This window comes from Ancylobacter crimeensis, from assembly GCF_023016805.1.
GTDB lineage: Bacteria > Pseudomonadota > Alphaproteobacteria > Rhizobiales > Xanthobacteraceae > Ancylobacter > Ancylobacter crimeensis.
In genome coordinates, this window is the sequence record NZ_JALKCH010000005.1 from 129839 (window position 1) to 152690 (window position 22852).

13 protein-coding genes and 1 pseudogene are annotated in these 22852 nt (G+C 67.7%); 11 read left to right on the forward strand and 3 right to left on the reverse strand.

Annotation, left to right across the window (positions count from 1 at the left end):
• The gene (locus tag MWN34_RS08735; protein WP_247028545.1) at window positions 1–7272 is read right to left on the reverse strand and encodes a type I polyketide synthase; all 7272 of its coding nucleotides are present in this window, start codon (window positions 7270–7272) and stop codon (window positions 1–3) included.
• An 89-nt stretch (window positions 7273–7361) separates the two neighbouring features.
• The gene (locus MWN34_RS08740) at window positions 7362–9503 is read right to left on the reverse strand and encodes a glycosyltransferase family protein (RefSeq protein WP_247028547.1); all 2142 of its coding nucleotides are present in this window, start codon (window positions 9501–9503) and stop codon (window positions 7362–7364) included.
• Window positions 9504–9566: 63 nt separating this feature from the next.
• On the opposite strand from MWN34_RS08740, the gene MWN34_RS08745 reads away from it, so the two are divergent.
• From MWN34_RS08745 to MWN34_RS19795, 11 genes are all read left to right on the forward strand, one after another.
• Window positions 9567–9782, forward strand: a complete 216-nt coding sequence (locus tag MWN34_RS08745; RefSeq protein ID WP_247028549.1) for a hypothetical protein — start codon at window positions 9567–9569, stop codon at window positions 9780–9782.
• Window positions 9783–10474: 692 nt separating this feature from the next.
• On the forward strand, window positions 10475–12583 hold the full coding sequence (locus tag MWN34_RS08750; protein ID WP_247028551.1) for a polysaccharide pyruvyl transferase family protein: 2109 nt from the start codon (window positions 10475–10477) through the stop codon (window positions 12581–12583).
• Window positions 12584–12663: 80 nt separating this feature from the next.
• On the forward strand, window positions 12664–13968 hold the full coding sequence (locus tag MWN34_RS08755) for a capsule biosynthesis protein (protein WP_247028553.1): 1305 nt from the start codon (window positions 12664–12666) through the stop codon (window positions 13966–13968).
• Complete coding sequence (locus MWN34_RS08760; protein ID WP_247028555.1) at window positions 13965–14897, forward strand: SDR family NAD(P)-dependent oxidoreductase; 933 nt, start codon at window positions 13965–13967, stop codon at window positions 14895–14897. Before MWN34_RS08755 ends, MWN34_RS08760 begins: the two co-directional genes overlap by 4 nt.
• 87 nt (window positions 14898–14984) lie before the next feature.
• The gene (locus MWN34_RS08765; protein ID WP_247028557.1) at window positions 14985–16409 is read left to right on the forward strand and encodes a mannose-1-phosphate guanylyltransferase/mannose-6-phosphate isomerase; all 1425 of its coding nucleotides are present in this window, start codon (window positions 14985–14987) and stop codon (window positions 16407–16409) included.
• A gap of 90 nt (window positions 16410–16499) precedes the next feature.
• Window positions 16500–17570, forward strand: a complete 1071-nt coding sequence (locus MWN34_RS08770; RefSeq protein ID WP_247028559.1) for a polysaccharide pyruvyl transferase family protein — start codon at window positions 16500–16502, stop codon at window positions 17568–17570.
• A complete protein-coding gene (locus MWN34_RS08775; RefSeq protein WP_247028561.1) occupies window positions 17557–18963 on the forward strand; it encodes a glycosyltransferase family 4 protein in 1407 nt (468 codons plus the stop codon). The genes MWN34_RS08770 and MWN34_RS08775 overlap by 14 nt, the downstream gene beginning before the upstream one ends.
• A gap of 20 nt (window positions 18964–18983) precedes the next feature.
• Window positions 18984–20438 (forward strand): cytochrome P450, encoded by a 1455-nt coding sequence (locus MWN34_RS08780; protein ID WP_247028562.1) that lies wholly within the window; start codon window positions 18984–18986, stop codon window positions 20436–20438.
• A gap of 15 nt (window positions 20439–20453) precedes the next feature.
• Entirely contained in the window at window positions 20454–21338 is an 885-nt protein-coding gene (locus MWN34_RS08785; protein WP_247028564.1) for a lysophospholipid acyltransferase family protein, read from the forward strand.
• Window positions 21339–21414: 76 nt separating this feature from the next.
• Complete coding sequence (locus tag MWN34_RS08790) at window positions 21415–22470, forward strand: polysaccharide pyruvyl transferase family protein (protein ID WP_247028566.1); 1056 nt, start codon at window positions 21415–21417, stop codon at window positions 22468–22470.
• A 99-nt stretch (window positions 22471–22569) separates the two neighbouring features.
• Entirely contained in the window at window positions 22570–22695 is a 126-nt protein-coding gene (locus tag MWN34_RS19795; RefSeq protein WP_425532084.1) for a hypothetical protein, read from the forward strand.
• A gap of 3 nt (window positions 22696–22698) precedes the next feature.
• Here the strand turns inward: MWN34_RS19795 and MWN34_RS08795 are convergent.
• Window positions 22699–22850 (reverse strand): annotated as a pseudogene (locus MWN34_RS08795) (ATP-binding protein); the annotation flags it as partial.
• Between the last annotated feature and the right edge of the window lie 2 nt (window positions 22851–22852).

The following is a 22852-nucleotide window of genomic DNA, read 5'->3' on the forward strand; positions in this document are numbered from 1 at the left end:
TCACAGCGACCTCCCGGTGGTCTGGCGCCGTGTGGTCGTCATGCGGCGCTGCAACTGCTGGAGCGCGGGCGTCGCGATCTCCGATCCGACATGACTGTCGATCAGGGCGGCGTTGTCATGCGCGAGCGCTGCAGATGAGGGTAGCTCGATGGCCGTCCTCCCTTCGTCGGCATCGTCCTCGACACCGGAGCCGCGCAGCTTGCGCAGCACCTTGTCGGCCACGTCGAACAACGTCGCGCCGGCACCCAGCCCGAGCATGGGCAGTGCCAGCTTGTGGCGCCGCTGCATCTCCATGTCGAGCTCCAGCGCCATGAGCGAGTCCATGCCGAGATCGACGAGCGGGCGGGCCGGATCGACCGACCCGGACGGCAGGCGAAGGATTCGCCCGAGTTCCACCGCGAGAATACGAACCAGCGTGGCCTTGGCCTCCCGATCGGTCTGCCCCTCGATGAGGGCTGAGATGCTGGCGTCGCCGTCTTCACTGCCGTCATCGGCGGTCGCCGGCCGAAGCCATGCAAAACTCGCGCCCTGCATCACCGCCAGTTCGCCGGTGCGCCGCCAGTCGATGGGCGCGCAACTGCGCACAGCCGCACCTGCATCATCGGCGAGGCAGGCGCCAAGCCTGTCCAGCGCGGCGCTGGCCGTCAACGTCGCCAGACCGAGGCGGTGACGCAGCACGTCCGCCATGTCGGTGTTGCGGGCAAGAACGCCGACATCGGAAATGGCACCCCATGCCATGGCAATGGCCGGCCGACCCGACGCGCGGCGGCGGCGGGCCAGCCCTTCCAGATAGGCATTGGCCGCGACATAGGCGCACTGGCCGGGATTGCCGATCAGCGTCGTCGCGGAGGAGAACAGGACGAAATAATCGAGGTTGAGGCCGGCGGTAGCGGCATCGAGGTTGTTGGCGCCGTCGATCTTCGGCGCGAGCACTGCGGCGAGACGCCGTGCATCCATGTCGCGGATCAGTGCATCGTCCAGCACCATTGCGGCGTGGATCACGCCGGCAACCCGGCCGTGGCGCTGGCGCAGATCCTCGATCAGCGCGGCGCATCGACCGGCATCTCGCACATCGCAGCTCACAGCCTCGATGCTCACGCCGGCGATGTCGAGTGGCGGATCCATGCGGCCGCTCCGGGAGGCGACGGCGATGTGGCGGGCACCCGAGCGGACCAGCCACTCCACGGCCGCACGGCCAAAGCCCGTTCCGCCGCCGACAACGAGATGCACACCGTCCGTCGAAGCTTCGAAGGCACGGGCGGCCGCAGAGATCGGGCGAGCCGCGGGCGGCCGGACGAGGATCTTGCCGATATGGCCCGAGGACTGCAGCAGACGGAAGGCGCCATGCACATCGTCGGGCGGAAACACCTCATAGGGCAATGGCCGGAATGTACCGGTCGAGAACTGCTCGCGCAGCGCGCCGAGCATGTCGCGAACGAACGTGGGCTGGGCGGCGATGAGCTGGTCGGCATCGACGCCGAAATAGGTGAGGTTGCGGGCGAAGGGGCGTAGTCCGAGGCGCGCATCGGCGATGAAGTCGCGCTTGCCGAGCTCGACGAAGCGGCCGAAGGGTTTGAGAACCCTCAGCGACTCTTCCATCGCGCGGCCGGCGAGCGAGTTGAGCACGACGTCGCAGCCGCCCGCCCCCGCGAGCGCGTCGGCGAAGGCCGTGTCGCGCGAGCTGTAGACGACATCGGCTCCGAACAACCGGGCCAGCGCCCGTTTTTCCGGGCTTCCGGCGGTGGCGACGATGCGCGCACCCCGCGCGCGGGCGATCTGCAGGGCGGCGAGCCCGACGCCGCCGCTGGCGCCGTGGATGAGCACGGTTTCGCCGGCGGACAGCCGCGCGCAATGGACGAGGCTGTACCAGGCCGTCAGGAACGCGACCAGAAGGGTGGCAGCCGGCTCCGGTCCGATGCCTTCCGGCATCGGAAGCACGGCGTCGGCCGCGACCGTGACATGGCTGGCCAGCGCATTTGGAGCGAAGACGGCAACCACCTCGCCGGGTTTCAGCGTCGTTACGCCCTCGCCGACGCGCAGCACCGTGCCGGCACATTCGAAGCCGAGGCTGGGACCGGCGAAGCCGTTTTCCAGCATGTCGTCGCCGATCAGCCCCTGCGCGAACATCACGTCGCGGAAATTGAGCGCGCTGGCGCCAATGCCGATCTCGACCTCGCCCGCCGCCGGCGCGCGGCGCGGGACCGTCTGCCAGACGAGCCGGTCCAGCGCGCCGGGCTGCTCGATGGTGAGATGGGCGCAGCCTTCCTCCTCCCCAATCGCTGCCAGCGGCTCGCGCGGCATTAGCCGAACGACTTTAAGCCCTTCAGCCGAAACGATGATTTCATATTCGTCGGCGATGCCGGCCACAGCGCCGGCCAGCAGGGCGTCCGCGCCCGGCGACGGATCGGCCAGGGCGATCAGGCGGATGTCGAGATCGGGATATTCGTTCATCGCGACCCGGCCGAAGGCCCACAGCGCCGCGGCGACGGGCGCGGGGCCGAGCGGATCGCCATCCACCAGGAAACGGATGGCGAGCGGCTGCGCCGCGGCTCGGGCGGTTTCGAGAAGGCGGCGCGCACCGTCTATGGCTTCGGCGATGCTTTCCGCCTCCGGGGCGGCGGCGAGACGGTGCAGGAGGATGTCGTCTTTCCGTGCGCCGGCGATGGTGGCGTCAGACGGGGCGAGGTGGGTTCCCGAGGCGGTTACCAGTCGCGTCGCGATCCCGTCCGTCAGCCGTGCGGCAAGAGCGGAGATGAGGGGGGCGGAGGACGGCGTGTCGGCGGCGGGCATCGTTTGCGACACGATGTCGACGGCGCCGCGCGTGCCGGGCAGGTGCGATCCGGACGGCCCCCAGGGCTTTCCGGCTGCGAGCAGGGCGACGAATCCGCTGCGGGCCGGACCCAGCGCAAGACCGGCGCCCCCGGGCTTGAGCATTGAAATCAAAGATGTTTCTGTTGCATCCGTAGCCAGCGACAGCATGAGATCAACCGGCGCGATCTCCTCGTCACCGACCAGCCGGATCAGCGGCGAGCCGACCAGACGGCCGGCCAGCCGTGACTGCGCCGCCGGGTCGGCCGGGCGAATGAAGAGCCGGATGTCGCCACGTTCCGCCAGTGGCCGCAGGGCCTCCAGCAGGACGCCGTGGGAATCGACGGCCAGTATGGCGGGCGCGGGCTCGCCGTCACGCTGCAGCGAGCTGACGAGAGAGGCAGCCTGGCGACCGACTTCGCGAGCGGTGGGAGAGGCCGTTTCCCACAGTTCGATGAGTGCAGTGGGGTGGACGATGAGGCCAGCCTCACCCAGCGAGGCCGGCAGATCGGCGGCAAGGCGCGCCGCGAGCGTCGCCTCCACCGCGCGGTCGGGCGAACCGGCGAGGATCTCGCCGAGCAGGGCCTCGGCGGACGGCAGGTCGCTGGCGGCGAGGACGCTCCATGCCCCGGCCGAGGACGCGCGGGCCAGCGCCCCCTCTTCCAGCAGGCGGAGCAGGTCGAGGAACGCATCGCGCTTGCCAGCGGCCAGCCGCCCCTCCTCGACCAGCGCCGCGACATCGACCGGCTGCCAGCCCTCGCCCGCCAGCCCGGCAACCTCCGTGACGGCATGATGGGCGATGGCGTAGGCGCAGGCGTCGAGCAGAAGGGTGTCGTCGGTGGCGCTATCGGCCGGGACCGCGGCGGCGAGCGCGTCGAGCGCCGCCGCAAGCCTTTCGCCGGCCCGGCTCCCGGTTGCGCCGAGGGACACCGCAACCTGCACGAAATCGCTTTCCAGTCGCGCTTCGGCGGCGAAATGAAGGGCGCGCAGGCGCACTCCCTCCATTCGGGCGACCAGCGTGCCCTCGTCGTCGAGCAGGTCGACGTCAAGCAGCAGCGACCGTGCGGTGGCGCGGCGGATCTCCAGCACCGCGCGTGCCGGCACGGCACCGGCCTGCACCACCAGCCGGTCAATACGAACCGGGACGAAGGTGCGGTTCTGCGTCTCGGTCATCTCCTCCGCGACCAGCGCGAGGCCGTGAAGGGCGGCATCGGCATGAGTGGGCGACAGGATGTGGCGCCCCGGCGCTTCGGCCGGGATGAGGTCGAGAAGGATGCGGGAGCCGCGCCGCCGAGCGGAGCCGACCAGTCGAAAGGCCGGGCCATAGTGAAGGCCCAGCCGGTCGGCGGCGGCATAGAGGGCCTCGGCCGCGACGGATGTTCCCCCCTCGCCATCCACGGGACGAGCTGCGGGCAGGCGCGGGGCGGCGAGCACGCGGCCGCGGGCGCGCAGGCTCCATTCGCCGGTGCCGCGGGGCCGGGCGGACAGCGTCACGAAGCCGTCCTCGTCCATCCGCACCAAGGTCTCGGTGCTCTCGCCCGGATCGAGACGCAGCGCGCCGAGGATGGCGAAATCCTCCAGCTGCAGCAGGTCCGCGCCGAGCGCCTCATGGCCGGCCGCCAGCACGGTTTCCGCCATCGCGGTCGCCGGCACCAGCACATGCTCGCCCACCTTGTGGTCGGCGAGGAAGGGCAGCCGGTCCATATCGATCAGACCGCGCCACTCTCGGGCGTCCTCGGAATTCCGGTGGCCGAGCAACGGATGCCGGCGGGAGGAATGACCGAACAGGTCGATGGCTTCGCGCGTGTGCGGAATACCGATTTTCCGGCGCTGCCAGGGCGTGCGCGGCAGGTCCGGCCGGCCGACCGGGCCGGCGCTGCCGAACAGCGCCTGCTCATCGAACCGCACGCCATGGGTGAGCATGGCCAGCATGGTGCGGGTGACGGGGTCCTGGCCGGCGATGTCGCTCGCCTGAAACGAGGCGAGCACCGTGGCGGAGGGCTGCTGCTCGGCCAATGTCTCGCGCACGAAACCGGTGAGCACCGGCCGCGGCCCGATCTCGATGAACAGCGACGCCCGCATGGCGGCGGCGACCCGCACGGCCCCCTCGAACTGCACCGGCTCGCGAATGTTGCGCCACCAGTAGTCGGCGTCGAGCGCGGCGCCGTCGATGAGGGCGCCCGTAACGGTGGAGATGAACGGGATGTCGCCGGGGCGCGGACCGAGCGCCTTCAGCGCCGAGAGGATCGGCGCCCTGAGTGCCTCCAGCGCCGGGGAGTGGAAGGGGTAGTCGATATCGAGCCGCTTGCCGACGGCGCCCTGCCGGCGTGCATAGCGCAGCACGGCCGACATGGCGGCGGTCGGACCGGCCAGGGTGACGCCGTTCGGGGCGTTGACCGCCGCGATCACCACCTCGTTCTGGGCCGAGGCGGTGATGAAATCCTGCGCCCGGGCCTGGCCGACAAGCAGGAACGCCATGGTGCCCGCGCCGCGCAGCCGCGCCTGCAGATGGCTGCGCCAGTAGATGAGGTGGACCGCGTCCTTCAGGTCGAGACTGCCGGCGATATGGGCTGCGGCGATCTCGCCGACGCTGTGCCCGAACACCGCCGCCGGCCGGCATCCATCCGCCATCAGCGAACGAGCGAGCGCCACTTCCAGCGCGAAGATGAGCGGCTGCGCCACCTCCGTCGCGGCCAGCCGCTCGGCATCCGGCGGGTTGGCGAAGGCCCCGCCCAGCGACCAGCCGGCGAGAGGCTCGAAATGCTCGTCGATCTCTGCAACGGCCTCGCGGAAGGCCGCGCTGGCCCGCCACGCGGCATGGCCCATGCCGGGATATTGCGCACCGTTGCCGCTGAACACGAAGGCGAACCCGCCTTTTGCCGCGTGCGGGGGAACCGGCGCGCCGCTCTCGCGGCCAACCGCCGCACGGCGCAGCCTTGCCACCGTCTCCGGATCGGACAGCGCGACGGCGAGGCGATGGGGCAGGCGCGCGCGGCCATGGGCTGCGGCGTGAGCGAGCCGGGCGGCCTGCGCGGCGTCGGGCGCGGCCTCCAGACGGTCGGCGTACTGGCCGGCCAGCGTGGCCAGCCCCTCCGGGTCGCTCGCCGAGATCAGCAGGACCTGAGCGGTCGGCGCTGCAGGGGCAGGACATTCATCCGGTTCCGGCAGGCGGATGACGACGTGGGCGTTGGTGCCGCCGAAGCCGAAGGAGGAGATGCCCGCCGAGCGGCGATCCGCCGGCAGGTCCAGCGCCTCATGGGAGGGAACGAGGTTGAGCGCGCCGAAGTCGATTGCCTCGTTCAGCGTGTCGAGATGCAGCGAGGCCGGCAGCCGCCGCCGCTCCAGCGCGTTGAGCGCCTTCAGCAGCCCCGCGAGGCCGGACGCGGGTTCGAGATGGCCGATATTGGATTTCACCGAGCCGATGGGCAGCGGCGCGGCGCGGCGCTGGCCGAGCGCCATGCCGAGTGCGCGCGCCTCCGCGGGGTCGCCGACCAGGGTTCCGGTGCCATGCGCCTCGACGAAGGCGAGCTCGGCCGGATCGATGCCCCGCCCGCGGTAGAGCTCGTCGAACAGGCGCTGCTGGGCGAGACTGGCCGGCATGGCGATGCCGACCGTGTGCCCGTCCGAATTGGTTCCGCTGGCCCGCACCACGGCGCGCGGCGTGCGGCCGGCGGCCTTCGCGGCATCGAGCCGGCCGAGCACGGTGACGACACCGCCCTCCGCCCGCACATAGCCGTCTGCCGCCCCGGAGAAAGGCCGGCACAGGCCGCTCGGCGAGAGCATGCCGGCCTGGGCGAAGCCGACGAAATAGAACGGGCTGCACAGGATGTTCACCCCGCCCACCACGGCGATGTCGATCTCGCCGGCCTCGATGGCCTTCACGGCACGGTCGAAGGCGACCAGCGACGAGGAGCAGGCGGTGTCGATGGTGAGGCTCGCCCCGGTGAAGCCGTAGACGTGGGAAATGCGGTTGGCGATGATGGACATCGCATTGCCGGTGACGAAATGGCTGCCGGCAGCCGCGATGTCGGCAACGAAATTCATCGAATGATCGAGGGAGGACGCGCCGACGAACACGCCGACCCTCTCGCTGGACAGCCTGTCCAGCGGGATATGCGCGTCCTCGAAGGCCTCGCGCACGAGTTCGAGCAGCAGGCGCTGCTGCGGGTCGATCTGCTCGGCCTCGCGCGGCGACAGGCCGAAGGCGGCCGGATCGAACGAGGTGATGTCCTCGAGAACACCGGCCGCGAAGGTGTAGCTGCGCCCCGGTATGTTGCGGCCGGGGTGGAAGAAGCGCTCCTGCGACCAGCGATCGCGAGGTATCTCGCTCACCGAGCAGCGCCCTTCGTCCAGAAGCGACCAGAAGGCGCTTTCGTCCGACGCACCCGGCAGCCGGCAGGCGCAGCCCAGAAGAGCTGCGGCATATCGGGGGATGATATCGGCTGGACCTACCGCTTGCTGCAAAATACTACCTCTGGAAAACGCGTTTGCCGGCGGCGGCCGGCCGCCGGCAGTCAGTCGTGGGAAAGGGGGCGCCTAGGCTGGCCGCCCGCTCAGGCGAAGGTCTGGAGCCTGCCGGATTCGTCCTGGGTCGTGTCGGTCGCGGGAGCGGCGGGCTCAGGCAGATATGCCCGGATCCTTTCGCCGATCGTGTCGGTCCAGCGCTTGAAGTCGTAGACCTGCGAGATCCGCTCGAAGCCGGCATGGGCGCGGGCGGCGCGCAGGTCGGGATGCTCGGCGGCCTCGTACATGGCGAGGGCCGCCTTATCGACATCCGGGATGCCCCACTGGCCGATATAGCCGCGGCTGTCGAGGCACTCGGGCGGGGCCGGCGTCTGGGTGACCGGCACCAGGAAGGCGTCGCTCTCGTCGCAGAAATCCTGCGATCCGGAATAGTCGGAAACGATGACCGACTTCTTCGCCAGCATCGAGTCGGCGATCACATAGCCGAAGCCCTCGGACCGGTGCAGCGAGACCATGGCGTCCACGGTCCACAGCAGGGTCCAGTACTCCTCCGACGTCAGGCTGCCTTCCAGCACCGAAATGCGGTCGTCGCCGGCGATGCGCTCCTCGATCTCCTCCCAATAGGAGTCGATATTGCTCCAGTGGCCGGGGTTGACCTCGCGGATCTTGATGATGAGCCGCACCGGTAGGTCGCTGTGCTCGAACGCCTTCTGGAAGGCCTTCACCACGTCGAGCGGGTTTTTCCGCACGATCGAGGAACCGAACTCCGCCGCCGTGAGGAAGATGAACTCGGACGGGTCCTGCCGGAACCGGTCGAGGAAGGGCACGTAATCGAGCGGCTTCTGCAGGCCCTTGTTGATGACGTGGACCGGCACGGTCGTGATCTTGCGATAGGCGTCGGCGACATAGGTGGTGGGGCACCAGATCTCGTCGACGGCACGCGCGCCGAGCACGTGGTTCGCCGGCGGGCGGTCGCTCTCCCACAGATAGAAGCCGATGACGTGGGCATCCTCGCAGATGCCGGCGAAGCGCGACAGCATCTCGGGCGCGCGATCGGCGTTGACGCACAGGATGACCACCCGCGCACGCACCCCGACGGCGGGATTGTAGGAGGCGTCGGGATTGACGCAGGCGCCGTCGTCGGCGTTGAAGATCAGAGGGTTGAAGGCGGCGGTGGCCTCCTTGAACATCCACAGGTTGCGGCCGACGCCCGTCTCGTTGGCATAGCCGATGATGACGAGGTCGCGCATCGGCAGTTCCAGCGCGCGGGCGGCGGTCGGGTGTGTTCCCGCGGAGAGCACCGCCAGTTCCGGCGACCCCTCATACACCTCCCGCCGCAGCCGCTCGTGCCAGTAATCGGCGCCGCGCTCGGCCACCACCACCTCGGGAACCGCCACGTCGGCGATCAGCGAGATCAGCGCCAGGTCGAAGCGGGTGAAGCCGGAACTGGCGCCGGCGCCCCAATAGGCCCGCCAGATGTGCGGATTGAAGGACAGGCGATCGGGCTGGGTGGTGTCGAGGGCGACCTCCTTGAAGCTCGTCGTCCTGACGAACTCCTCCTCGCCCATCCGCCCGCCGAGGCCCTGGTCGTCCAGCAGGAACATCCAGTACCAGCTCCAGGGGAGCTCGTGCTTGCGATACATGTCCGCCGGGCCCGAGAGCGACTGGCGCACGCCGTCCGACACCAGGTGGACGTTGTTCTTGTCGGAGATGAAGGGCGCGGTGGCAAAGCGATACTGAACGAGCCGCAGACCCTCTTCGCTGAAGATGTCGATGTGCGGATAGTGCCGCCGCCAGAACGCGAACAAGGTGAGATTGATCTCGTGCTTCATCACCCGGCGGTTCAGCACGGGCTCGTTCAGCAGGGCGCGGATCTCGTCGGTGAGGCAGAAGACCTGCCGCTTGAACCAGTCCTCGAACACGTCCGACACGATCCAGTTCGCCACCGACTGGCCGCCGGACAGCTTGCTCTGCAGGCCGAGGCGGCTCGCCATGTAGCGGGCATAGACCGACGCCCGCCAGCGGGAGGGCGGCTCGCTGGAGCTCTCCAGCCGCATGGCGGTGTTGGGCAGCTTGCGCCAGATGGCGTGGCGCAACCGCGCTTCGACGGCGTTGCCGGGAATGGTCTTGACGAAATTGCCGAGGTCGTCGCGCGCACCGCGATCCGACCAGAAGGTCTGACCGACGAAGGGGCTCGCGGAAACCCGCGCGTCGCCGACGGCGAGCACCATGGAACGGTGTGAATTCAGACGATATCCCGTCGAAAACACGATCTGATCAGCAGACGGCGATGTTTGACGCTCGAAAACAATCGAATTGTCGACGATCAGGCGCAATGTGACGGGCTTCGAAAGATCGGACGTATCGACACCCCAGACGAAGCATTGACCGTCCTCAACGAAAAGGCCGCCGCCGGTCTCGCACTGATCGGGAATTTGAAGATAATTGTACCGAGAAAGCGCAAGAACGACCGTATCCAGCGTCTTTTCATCGGTATTCGTATCGCTTGATGCGGAATTGTGGTCCCGGAGACCGTGGATCAGGCTTGAAAGACTAGCATGATCGAACTCCATTCCCACCTGTCGCTTGAAGCTCTCAAGGCTCATGATCACTCCGTCTATATTTTGAAGAGTGCGCGTAGACACTTGACGCTGGGTCACGCCCAAACGTCGTCAATTCGCCGTTCGGTGCATTGCAGCATCAAATTTGCGCAGTTGTCCAGCGAAGGTTTTCTGATAGGCGTAGAAGAGGCCCACCGAATTCGACTCATAGCAGGCATAGAAAGATTTATCTCTATATGGATAACGGTATCAAGATGCCATATTGCAACACCGAATTCGGTCGATGACTTTCAAAATGGGCAAAGTTTTGACAAAATGTGCTCCAAAAAATGCAGCGCGGCGCTGTGCATCATATGTTCGGCAAGGCTTTTATGTCGCCATCTCGAAGCGGAATGCCGTGAAATAAATTGTAGTTAATTTTAAAACTTGGATTAATTTTCGTGACAAATCATGCTAAGGCGTTGTTTTAGTATAGTACTATGCGTCCAACTTGATGTACCTTCCTTGCGGAAGGCTCTTCGCAAAGATTTTGGCGTCCGGCAGGTAATCGTTATATAAGAGGCGGCATGCACTCTCCCATCGATGCGACTTTTCGTAAGGAATACGAAATTCCGCTTGGGTGGGCGGGATCCACCACGCTGATGGATTACCTCAATTTCGAGGATGCCATCAGCCCGGTCATCACGGCGATGGTCGGTGGCCGCCCTGTGCGCCGTGTTCCCGCCAAGTCCCAGTCCATTCGGATGTCGGCCATCGGCGCGATCGGCCACACATTCGAAGGCGGTACGGTCCATGTCTGGGGGACGGGCTGCTCGGTGTGGAAAAACCCCTCCGCCCCGCCCGAGCGTCGCGTGGCCTTCAGCGCGCCGCCCCATGGCGAGATGGTGCTTCACGCCACCAGCGGCCCGGTCGCCGAGCGGCTGATGTCGAATGGCGGGCCAGGGCCGGGACTTTATGGCGATCCGGCATGGCTGCTTCCGCATTTCTACCGCCCCCGCATCCGCAAGAAGTGGAAGCTCGGCGTGGTGCTGCATCTGTCCGAGCTGATGGATCGCTCCTTCGAGGCGCGCCCCCTGTCCGCCTTCCTGCGCTATGTGATTCCGCCGGAGCTGCAGGACGATGTGCGGCTTATAACCACGGTAACGCCGCTGGGTGTGCCCTCGCTGCGCGGGAAACTGGACGAGATGCTCGCCTGCGAGCGAATCGTCTCCATGACGATGCACGGCCTGCTGGTCGCCGAGGCTTATGGCATCCCCTCGCTCTATTTCTCCCCGCATTCCGAGCCGCGCGGCCTCGGTCGCCTGGATCTCGACCCGGACGGCCCGACGGACCTGCGGGTCATCGACTTCTATCTGGGGCTCGGCCGCCGCTCCGCGCCGGCCTATTTCCAGGACCGCGGCCTGCCCACCAACTGGCGCGACGTGATGGATGCGGTGGACCGTGCCGGCGATGCCGCGCGGATGGACGCCGGCCGGCTGATCGAGGCTTTCCCCTATGGAGCAAAGCCGCTGAAGGCACCGTCGGGCAAGACCATCTGGGATCATCCGATCATCAAAAACCTCGTTCTCCAGCACGACGTCGCCGAACTGCGCCGGCTCGACCAGGAAGCGACCGAGCGGGCAGCCTATCGCGAGGTGCCCGGCGCCACGGTGTCCAAAAAGGTGCAGCGCGAACCCGCGGCCCCTGCCGCACCGCCTGCCGCCGAGAAGGTCGCGGCGGCGGCCGCGGCGCCCCCTCCCGGTTCGCCGCAGCTGGACACGCTGCTGCGGATGAATGCGGACCGGATGTCCGTTCCGTTGTCATGGGCAGCGACCACACGCGAAAATCCGCATGCCAATCTCGGCGATACGCTGAGCGCGCTGGTGGTGGCCGGCATGGCCGGCGTGACGGTGCGGCGGGCGGGCTTCGACCAGAACATCGAGCGCATGGTGGCGGTGGGCACCATCGGCCATAACCAGCGCAACGGCATCCTGCATTTCTGGGGCACCGGCGTCGATGCCGAGCGGAACCCGGTGGATCCCTTCGTGCGCGGCTATGTGCGCCCCGCCAATACCGAATTCCACGTCCACGCCATGCGCGGCCCGAACAGCGCCCGCACCTTCCGCGCCGCCGGCATCGACGTGCCGGAGATCTATGGCGATCCGGTGTGGATGCTGCCGCGCTTCTGGCCGATGAAAGACGTGGAGAAGACCCATGATCTCGGCGTCATCCTCCACATCACCGAGATGGAGGACCGCACGCCGGAGGCCCAGGTGAAGGAGAGCCTGCGGCGCTACGCGATCCCGGAAGCCTTCCGCAACCGCATCCGGCTGATCAACACACATTGTCCCGCCACCGTGGAGGGCATGAAGGCCAAGGTGGCCGAGATCGTCTCCTGCCGCGCCATCGTGTCGACCTCACTGCACGGCCTCATCATCTCGGAAACCTACGGCATTCCGTGCGCCTGGTTCGCCACCTATGGCGACGGCGAAGGTCGGATGCTGGAGCTCGCCAATCCCGAGCACCAGATCGACCATCGCATGCGCGACTTCTACATGGGGGTGGAGCGTTCCACGCTCTCGTCCTATTGCCTCGACCGCTCGAAGCTCACCGACTGGAAGGCGGTGCTGGACTGGGTTCACGGCACATGGCGCCCGCTCTCCTATGACGACCGCCCGCTCATCCGCGCCTTTCCCGTGCCGCTCGCGGTATCGCCGGAAACACCGGCATGGCCGCTTCCCCCCGCCATCGTCGATTCGATCGAATATTGAGGTCGGGAATGGCAGCAGGCGCGGCATGGCCTCTCGCTCAGGACGTCCCGCCTTGCGCGCGGATTCGGGCGGTGCAGGACATGACGCAAGGGCATGCGGGGTGGCGCCGGCCCACCCATTCGCCGGCGCCGGCGGACAATCCGGCGGAACATCCGTCGTCGGCGCGATTGTCCGGGAAGGACAGGACCTTCCTGTTCCTGCAGGGGCCGGCGTCGCCCTTCGCCTTCCGTCTGGCCGGCGCGCTGCGGTCCGCCGGCGCGGGCGTCGTCAAGGTGCATCTGTGCGGAGGCGACATGGTGTTCTGGCCCGGCGTCGCACACCTCTATCGCCAGCGGTTCGAGGACTGGCCGGCTTATGTGACGGCGCTTCTGACGGCCGGGGAGATCACCGATCTGGTGCTGTTCGGCGATTGCCGCCCCTATCACGCACCGGCGGTGGCGGCCGCCCATGAACAGGGTATCCGGGTCCACCTGTTCGAGGAAGGCTATGTGCGGCCGGGCTATGTGACCTGCGAGAATCATGGCGTGAACGCCCATTCCGACCTCCCGCGCACCCCGCAGGCGGTGCTGGAGGCTGCGGCCCTGCTGCCGGAGCCGGCCCGGCCCGAACCGGTGGCGGAACCGTTCCGGATGCGGGCGCAATGGGATATCGCCTGGCATGTCGGCCTGGCCACCTTCTGGCTGGCCTTTGCCCGCTACCGGCGCCACACGCTGGCTCACCCCGCCGCGGACTATGCGGGTTGGGTGCTGCACGCGCTGCGCAGCCCGCTGGCCCGCCGCCGCGACCGACGCGCCTATGCGCGCATCCGCGAGGGTGCACCCTATTTCCTGTTTCCGCTGCAACTGCCCGGCGACTTCCAGATGCGGGTGCATTCGGATTTCGCCTCGATCGAACAGGTGGCGCAGACGGTCATCGGCTCCTTCGCCCGCGCCGCGCCGGCAGAAGCGCGGCTGATCGTCAAGAGACACCCCTACGATGTCGGCTTCATCGCCAGCGCGCGGATGATCGCCCGGCTCGCCGCCGCGAACGGGATTGCCGACCGGGTGGTGTTCGTCGAGGACGGAGACGTCGCCCCGCTGGTGGCGCGGGCCGAAGGCGTGGTGCTGGTCAATTCCACCACCGCGATGCTGGCGCTGGACCACCGGCGGCCGCTCAAGGTTCTCGGCCGCGCCACCTACGACATGCCCGGCCTCTCCCATCAGGGGTCGCTCGACAGCTTCTGGACCGCGCCCGAACCGCCCGAACCGGGGCTGACGCGCGCCTATCGACGGGTGGTCGTCGCGCGGACCCAGCTTCCGGGCGGCTTCTTCTCGGTCGAGGGCATAGAGCGGCTGGTGCCGGCCTGCGTGTCGCGCATGCTGGCGCCGGCGGAGGGGATGCAATGAACGCCGCGGCGTCAGCCAGGCATGAGGTGGTGCGGGACGCCATGGTACCGGCGATCCCGCGCAGCCTCGTCACCGGCGCATCCGGCGGCCTCGGTGCGGCTCTGGCGCGTCGCCTTGCCCGACCCGGCGTTGCGCTGGTGCTGGTGGCGCGCGACGCCGCCCGTCTCGACGCCGTCGCGCGCGAATGTCGGGCCCGCGGCGCGCAGGTCGAGACGGCCGTGCTCGACGTCCGGGCCAGCGACGTGCTGGCCGCCTTCGTCGCCTCCGCCGATGCCGACCATCCGATCGACGCGGTCTATGCCAATGCCGGCGTCGAGGCGAGCGTGGGGGCAGGCCGCGCCGCCGAGGCGTTCGACGACGTGACGGCCCAGCTCCGTACCAATCTGGAGGGGGCGATCGCCACCGTGCTGCCGCTGATCGAACCGATGCGGGCGCGGGGGAGCGGGCGGGTGGTGCTGATCGCCTCGCTCGCCGGGCTGATGCCGCTGCCCGACCAGCCGACCTATTGCGCGACCAAGGCCGGCCTCATCGCCTATGGCGAGGCGCTGCGCCCGATGCTCGGCGCCTATGGCGTCACGGTGACCGTGGCCTGCCCCGGCTTCATCGCCACCGGCATGGCGCGTGGCTATCGCGGCTGGCGGCCTTTCGAATGGAGCGCCGAGAAGGCCGCGGCCCACATCGTGGCGGCCGCGGAACGCGGCGCGCGGCGGGTGGCGTTTCCCTGGCCGCTGGTCGGGCTGATCCGCCTCGGCCGGCTGGTGCCCGCCTTCATGCGCGAGCCGGTCCTGAAGAGCCTGTTTCGTGCGGACATAGAACCCATGGTCGCAGAACGCACGTCTTCGCCACCAGACAACGCCGCCTCCGAACATATTTCAGATGAAAGTCGGAGCCTGCGGCCTCTAAAAAAGCTCTCATCGATTGAACGATGAGATCATTTCTGGGGAGGCCACCGGTAATTTTCCACGAGCATCGTGGATTTATTATCAAGTTTGTAGCATGTACGGAGAAATTGGTTGATGGCCGCCCAGCCTAGCATCGTTCCTGTCATTCTCGCCGGCGGATCGGGAACCCGCCTCTGGCCGATTTCCCGCGATTCGCTGCCCAAGCAGTTCCTGCCGCTGTCCACCAGCGGCAACACGCTCTATCAGGACACGCTGAAGCGCGTCGCGCCGGGGGAGACCTTCACGGCGCCGCTGATCGTCACCAATGAGGAATTCCGCTTCTTCGCCCAGCGCCAGGCCCGCGAAATAGGCATAGAGCCGACGGTGGTGCTGGAACCGGTGCGGCGGGATTCCGCGCCCGCGCTGCTCGCCGCGACGCTGCTTGCCCAGCAGCTCCATGGCGAGGAAGCCTTCATCCTCGTGCTGGCCGCCGACCATGTGATCGGCGACGAGGCAAGCTTCCGCAAAGCCTGCCGCAAGGCGATGAACGCCGCCGAACTTGGCCACATCGTCACCTTCGGCATCACGCCGACCGAGGCGCGCTCCTCCTATGGCTATATCCGCCGCGGCTCGGCGGTGAATGGCGGCAGCGCCGCGAGGGTCGAGACCTTCGCCGAGAAGCCGAGCGTCGATGTCGCCCGGACCTATATCGACGAGGGCTATCTGTGGAACTCGGGCAACTTCCTGTTCCGCGCCGACGTGATGATGGCGGAGGCGGAACAGTTCGAGCCCGCGATCTGCGGCGCGGTGCGCCATGCGGTGGCTCATTCCACCGGCGATCTGGGCTTCTGCCGGCTCGGCCCGCAATTCGCGTCCGCGCCGGCCGTGTCGATCGACTATGCGGTGATGGAGCGCACCAGCCGCGCCGCCGTGGTGGAAGGCGCCTTTCCGTGGTCTGATGTCGGCTCGTGGAAGGCGCTGCACGAGATTTCCGAGGCCGATGAGGACGGCAACGTCCTGCGCGGTCCGGTGACCGTGATGGATGCGAAGTCGTCCTACTTCCACTCGGAAGGCCCGCTGGTCGCCGCCATCGGCGTCGAGGGCGTCTCGGTCATCGCCACGGGCGATGCGGTCCTCGTCATGCCGTCGGAGCGTTCGGAGGATGTGAAGAAGCTCGTCGCCTCGATGAAATCGCAGCAGCACAACGAGGCGAATGAGCATCCGCGCTGCTATCGGCCCTGGGGCAGCTATGAGACGATCAATCTCGGCTCGCGTTTCCGGGTCAAGAAGATCGTGGTCGATCCGGGCGAGCAGCTGTCGCTGCAGAAGCACCATCACCGTGCCGAGCACTGGATCGTGGTGCACGGCACCGCCGAGGTGACGGTCGGACAGAAGGTGTTCACCGTCCATGAGAACGAGTCCACCTATATCCCGCTCGGAGAGGTGCATCGGCTCGCCAATCCCGGCCGCATTCCGCTGGAGCTGATCGAGGTGCAGGTGGGCTCCTATCTCGGCGAGGACGACATCCAGCGCCTTGAGGACATCTATCACCGCGCATGAACGCGCCGGCCGCGTTGCGGCCGCAGAAACAAGGACGAGGCGCCGGTCCCTCAGAGGACCAGGCCCTCCTCGCAACAGAGGATGAGCGACGTGACCAAAGCGAGCCTGCGCGACATCGTGCGCGACACGGGGTCGGTACCCCTGACCTGGGCGGCGGCGACGCCGCAGCAGGATTATCTCAATCTCGGCGACGCCCTCAGCCCGGTGATGGTGTCGCTGCTGTCCGGCCGGCCCAGCGTCCACCGGGCGCATGACAGCACCGGCGTGCGGATGGCGGCGGTCGGCACCATCGCCCAGAACCTGAAGGGCGGCGACGTCTCGGTGTGGGGTACCGGCTCCTCGCGCTATCTCAACCCCACCAGCAGCGGCGAGCGCGAGCTGTTCGTGCCCGATCCGTCCACGCGGTTCCGGGTCTATGCGACGCGCGGGCCGGTGGGACGCGCCATTCTCGGCGAGGAGAACGCCGTGGGTGCGCCGGTCTATGGCGACCCGGTGTGGATGCTGCCGCGCTTCTACAACCCGAAGATCGAGAAGAAGTGGGAGATCGGCGTTATCGTCCACCTCTCCGACCTCACCGACCGGGCGCTCGATACCAAGCCGCGCGAAGCCTATGAGCGCTACCATGTGCCCAAGGAACTCGAGGGCAGTGTGAAGATCATCAACACGCTCACCGCCATCAGCGCGACCTCGATGCGCGAGAAGCTCGACGAGATCCTGTCCTGCAAGCGGCTCGTCTCGACCAGCCTGCACGGCATGGTCTTCGCCGAGAGCTACGGCATCCCCTGCCTCTATTTCTCGCCGCGGGGCAAGCCCGAAGGGCTCATCAACCGTCCGCTCGATCCCGATGACGGCTACGACCTGCGCATCACGGACCTTTATCAGGGCCTCGGGCGCACGAGCCTGCCGGTCTATGTGCAGCGGCGCAACCGGCCGACCGACTGGGAGCACCTGATGTGGTGCATCGACATCGCCTGGCGTCCGGTGGACTTCGACACCGACCCGCTGGTCGACGCCTTCCCGGTGGACGTGAACCCGCTGACCGCGCCCGTGGGCAAGACGGTGTTCGACCATCCCGTCATCCGCGACCTTCCCTATGCGCATGTCGGCCCGGTGCGGGCAGGCGCCAAGGCCGCGCCGGCCGAGGCCCATGCTGAGGGATGACGCCAGCGACGGGACGGCCCCGCCGACCCGTCCCGTGACGACGCCCCGGCCGACCGGCCGGGGCACGGTCATGATCGACGGTTACAACCTCGCGCTGGAAGCCGGCACGGGGGTGGCGACCTATGCCCGCAATCTCAGCTTCGCGTGCGGCGAGCTCGGCTACCGCACGGAAATCCTGTACGGCACCCGCGCCTCGCCGAGCACCGATCCGCTGCTGCGGGAAATCTCCTTTTTCGATTCCAATGCCGGCGCACCCTCGTTCTGGCTGGAGCTGGTCCGGCGCGTGACGCAGCTCGCGACCTCGCCGCTCGGGGTGCGGGCGAGCGAGGTGCCGATCACCGGCAAGGTGGTGACGCGGGCCTTCCAGTCCCGCATGCCGCACTATGACCGGATCTGGAACGCGCCGGAGCTGTTCTCGCGCAGCTACTGGCATTTCCACGCCTACAAGCACTTCCTGACCGTGAGCGGCCTGCCGCGCCCGGACGTGATGCACTGGACCTATCCGCTGCCGCTGCGGCTGCGCGGCACCCGCAACATCTACACGCTGCACGACCTGGTGCCGCTGCGCCTGCCCTTCACCACGCTGGACAACAAGAAGTTCTACAGCCGCATGATCCGCGGCGTGCTGAAGCGCGCCGACCACATCATCACGGTCTCGGAGGTTTCCAAGCGCGACATCGTCGAGTTGTTCGGATATCCCGAGGAAAAGATCACAAATACCTACCAAGCGGTCAGCATTCCGGCGAAATACGCCAATAAGAGCGACGATCTGGTGCGCGAGGAGGTCGAGGGTGCCTTCGGCCTGACCTATAAGAAATACTTCCTGTTCTTCGGCGCCATCGAGCCCAAGAAGAATGTCTCGCGGCTGATCGAGGCCTATCTCGCCTCGCAGGTGGACGAGCCGCTGGTGGTGCTGGGCAAGTCAGCCTGGAAGGCCGGCGAGGAACTGCGCTTCCTCAACGAGGGATCGAACCGCTATCTCGAACAGCTCGACAATCTCACCTTCGTGCGCGACCGCGTACGGCGCTTCGACTATGCGCCGTTTCCGCTGCTGGTGAGCCTGATTCGCGGCGCGAAGGCGCTGGTGTTTCCCTCGCTCTATGAAGGCTTCGGCCTGCCGGTGCTGGAAGCGATGTCGCTCGGCACGCCGGTGATTACGTCGACCGCCGCCTCGATCCCGGAGATCGCCGGCGATGCGGCGATCATGGTCGATCCCTACGATCCGCGCGCCATCGCGGACGCCATCAAGACGGTGTCGGGGGACGAGGCCCTGCGCGCCCGGCTGTCCGCGGCGGGGGTCCGGCAGGCGGCGCTGTTTTCCCCGGAACGCTATCGCGAGCGGCTCGACAAGGTCTATTCCGGCCTTGTCCCGCAGTGGGCGGCAGCGCGCTGAACGGCCAGCAACGGATGAGCATGTTCCAGCCCGGCCGAGTGATCGAGCGCCTCGCGTCCCGGCTGCACGCGCCACCGGAGATCGTCGAGCGCCGGGAGGAGCGGGCCTTCATTCCCTGCCACCCCGCGCCGCCGGTGAAGAGCCCCAATCTGGTCGAACTCGTCATCGGCGCCCGCCGCAATCTCATCGAGGGCTGGACCGAGCGCTATTACCGCGCCGGCATCGGTAGCTTTCGGATACTGCGCCGGCAAATCGTCTTCGTGAACAGCCCCGAGCACATCCGCTACGTGGTGGTGACCCGGCACGGCAATTTCGAGCGCAAGAGCCCGCAGATGCGCCGGGCGCTGGAAGCCCTGCTCGGCGACGGGCTGTTCATCAGCGATGGCGACACCTGGAGCCGCCGCCGACCGCTGGTCGCCGACATCGTCCACAAGCGCCGCCTGCCCGAATTCGGGCGTACCATGGAGGATGCCGCGCTCGCGGTCGCGGCGGAATGGGCGGCGCTGCCGCAGGAAGCCGAGATCGAGCTGACCGAGGAGATGGGACGGCTCACTGCCGCCATCATCTCGCGCGCGGTCTTCGGCAAGAACATCGCCCGCGCGGCGGCCCAGCAGGTCATCGAGGGGTTCAGTGCCTATCAGCGCCAGGCCGATTCCTTCAATCTCGGCTATTTCCTCGGTGCCGACGAAGGCTGGCCCACCCTTGGCGGGCCGCAGCGGCGCCGGGCCATTGCCAAGGTGCACGGCGTGGTCGAGGCCGTCATCAACGCGCATCTGGCCGGCGAAGGCGATGCCGGCTCCATGGTGGACCTGCTGATCCGCCGCAACCGGCGCAGCGAGGGGCAGCCGCTCGACACCACGGCGCTGCGCAACGAGGCCGCGACCATCTTCATGGCCGGGCACGAGACCACCGCGACCACGCTGACCTGGGCCTGGTACCTGCTGGCGAACGCACCCTGGGTGGCGAAGGCCGTTCATGACGAGATCGACGCCGCCTGCGGGCCGCGCAGCCCGACGCTGGCGGACCTGCCGCAGCTCCGCTGGTGCCGCGCCGTCATACAGGAGACGCTGCGGCTCTATCCCCCGGTTCCCCTGCTGCCCCGGCAGGCGCTGGAGGCGGACCGCATCGGCGACCTCGCGGTGGAGAAATCCGCCCTGGTGATGATCGCGCCCTGGCTGCTGCACCGTTCCGCCGACCTGTGGGAGAAGCCGAACCATTTCCTGCCCGAACGCTTCCTCTCGGGCGCCCGCATCGACCCCTACGCCTATATCCCCTTCGCCGTCGGGCCGCGCATCTGCCCCGGCATGAATTTCGGGCTGGACGAAGCGACGCTCTGCCTCGCCATTCTGGCGCAGCGCTTCGAGGTGCAGCCGCGCGCCGGCTACCGGGTCGAGCCCGTGTGCCGACTTACGCTTCGTCCCAAGGGGGGACTGCCCGCAACCATCGTCCGGCGCCCCGCGCCGAACGCGGGGTGAGACGGAGCGGGCCCCATGGCGGCACTGGTCAAAGCGCTCCATCTCGCCCTGCGGCCCCTGCCGATCGGGTTCGTTTCCGATCTCGGCGCCCGGCTGGCACGGCTCAATGTCCGGTTCGTCAATCCGCAGGTGGCGCAGAACGCCCGCCGCAATGTGCGGCGGCATTTCCCGGACCTGCCGGAGGCGGAGGTCGAGGCGCTGGTCCGGCGCTTCGTCGGCAATGTCGGCCGGCTGATGACCGAGTTCTCGGTCATCCATCGCTTCGCCGCGGCGAAGCGGATGGAGTTCGTCGGGGTGGATGTCGCCCGCGTCGACGTTGGGAAGATACCGACCATCGCGCTGTGCCTGCATCTCGGAAATTGGGAGGTTCTGGCGGGTGCGATGCAGGCGATCGGCATTCCGGTCGCGTCGATCTCGGAGGTCCGGCGGAACGAGGCCCAGCGCGACATCGCCGCCGCGACCCGCCGCGGCTTCGACCTGCGCGTGCTGGCGCCCGACCAGAGCGGCCTGCGGCAGGCGCTCTCCATCCTCCGGGGCAACGGCGTTCTCGCCATCTTTCCCGACGAGAAGCGCGACGGCACGATGATGGCGCCCCTGTTCGGCCGCCCGCCGCACGCGAAGGGAAACCTCGCTCTCGTGGCACGGCTGGCGCGGCGGACCGGCGCCCAGCTTGTCGTGACCTATTGCGAACGGGTGGACGCCACGCATTTCCGGCTCTGCTTCGAACCTCCCTTCCAGATGAAGGGCGAGGGGCCGGGGATGCTGGCCGATGTCGCCCTGCTCAACAGCCGCATCGAACCGGTCATCCTGCGCCATCTCGACCAATGGTACTATCTGGACGACCCGATCGGCCCCATCGAGCCGGAGCCCGCCGACCGGGCCGGAACGCCCGATGGATGAGTCCCTGCCCAGCCGACGCCTTCCTGCCGGAGAGTCCCGGCCACGTTCCCCAGGGCGAAACACCAGCGAGCCATCCATGCGCAAGGATCTTGATGACGTCGTCGATGCCGCGGGGAGCATTCCGCTCGCCTGGGCCGGCTCGACGATGCAGATGAACTATCTCAATTTCGGCGATGCGCTCAGCCCGGTCATGGTCGCCCTTGTGAGCGGCAAGCCGGTCCACCGTGTGCCGACCAAGGCGACGACGCCGCGGCTCGCGGCGGTCGGCACGATCGGCCACGGCTTTGCGGGCGGCGACGTGTGGTTCTGGGGCACGGGATGCTCCAACTGGCGCAACCCGTCCAAGCCGCTGTCGGAGCGCGAGGCCTTCGTTCCCCCGGCGGGCTCGCGCTTTCACGTCAAGGCGACGCGCGGCCCGGTTTCGGAACGGTTGCTGAACGGCGATACCCCCGGCTCGGGCATCCATGGCGATCCCGTCTGGCTGCTGCCGCGCTTCTATGCGCCTCCGGCCGCCAAGAAATGGAAGCTCGGCTGCATCCTGCATCTGTCGGAGCTGGCCGACCGGGAGATGGAAGCCCATCCCCATGCCGACTATCTGCGCTATCGGATCCCGGACGATTATCGCGACGATGTCCACCTGATAACCACGGTCACGCCCATTTCGGTCGACGCGCTCAAGGACAAGATCGACGAGATCCGCGCCTGCGAGCGAATCGTCTCGACCAGCCTTCACGGCATGGTCATCGCCGAAAGCTACGGGATTCCCTGCCTCTATTTCTCGCCGACCGGACCGGTCCCCGGCGCCGCGGACCTCGATCTCGGCCCGGATTCGGGCGTGGATCTGCGGATCATCGACCTCTATCGGGGTCTCGGGCGGCAAAGTCTGCGGGCCTATCGGCAGCTGCGCGAGGCCCTGACAGACTGGGACGGCCTGATGCGCGCCATCGACGCCGATTGGGAGCCGATCGACCTCGTCGATGCACAGGCGCTGATCGAGGCCCTGCCGGTGAGCGGTACGCCGCTCCAGGCCGCGCCCGGGGGCACCATCTGGCAGCACCCGATCCTGCAGGGCCTCACCCTTCAGCACGACGTGACCGAACTGAAGCTGCTGCAGAAGGGCAAGCTGAAGTGACGCCGGCATCGACGCCGGCACCATAAAGACGCGCGCGATCGACGCCAAGGCGCGCCTCGTCCCGCCTCCACCAGCGCCAAGGCGCCAGACCTGCGCGTCATCGTCTCCGGTGCCGAGATCGGCGCCGCCTGGCGCCGGGCCTCGAAGGACGGCTGTCAAACGGCGTTGGAACGGGACCGCCATCGGTGTCCAAACAGGCCCCCTCCGAGGCGCTGGGGCGGTTGATTGGAGGCGGTTCTTGAAGCGCCAACTCTGGTTCCGGTCTCGATGATCTCGCAGCGCTGGGTCAGCCGATCGAGGAGCATCGTCGTCCTCTTGGCGTCGCCGAAGACCGAGGGCCCTTCACCAAAGGCGAGATTGGTGGTGATGATCACGGAGGTTT